Origin of the sequence: Proteus sp. fly-1067 (assembly GCF_040139345.1) — a bacterium.
Taxonomy (GTDB): Bacteria; Pseudomonadota; Gammaproteobacteria; order Enterobacterales; family Enterobacteriaceae; genus Proteus; species Proteus vulgaris_B.
In genome coordinates this window covers 1-531 of the sequence record NZ_JBEEUL010000258.1, presented here as the reverse complement: position 1 = coordinate 531, position 531 = coordinate 1, and the positions used below count along the sequence as shown (strand labels likewise).

The following is a 531-nucleotide window of genomic DNA, read 5'->3' as shown; positions in this document are numbered from 1 at the left end:
GCAGTTCTCGCTTTTGTTATTGGTTTTCTACCTGGGTTTCCAACGCCTGTATTTCTTATCTTATCGGTAATATTAGGTGGATATTTCTTTAAAAAGAGGTGGAAAAATAAGAAAAAAGAAACCACGTTAGAAACTGAAGAAGATAAGAGTAAAAATGATGAGTTAGAGTCTGAAGGCAAAAAAGGGATTATTTCCAATCTGTTTTCAAATAAAAATGACTCTGAGACTGAAAACAGTTTATTAAAAGAGGATATTACATTATCTCAAGCAGAAACATTACCTTTGATTATTACCACCTCTTTGAATAAAAAGGCATATCTTTCAAAGTTAGTTTTTGAAAAATGGCTAAAAAAAGAATTTATCTTACAATATGGTGTATTACTTCCAGATATTGTTTTACATTATTCAGATAAAATTGATGATAATAAATTTATTATTTTAATAAATGAAGTGAAGGCTGATGAGTTTGATTGTCCTTTTCCATTTTTACATGTTGAGAATCCTAATGATGAGTTTTTTTCTCTAGATTTT

The 531-nt window shown here is 28.4% G+C and carries 1 protein-coding gene; it reads left to right on the top strand.

Annotation, left to right across the window (positions count from 1 at the left end):
• The coding region (locus tag ABN217_RS20305) for an FHIPEP family type III secretion protein (protein ID WP_349460013.1) at nucleotides 1-531 on the top strand (531 nt) is incomplete at both ends.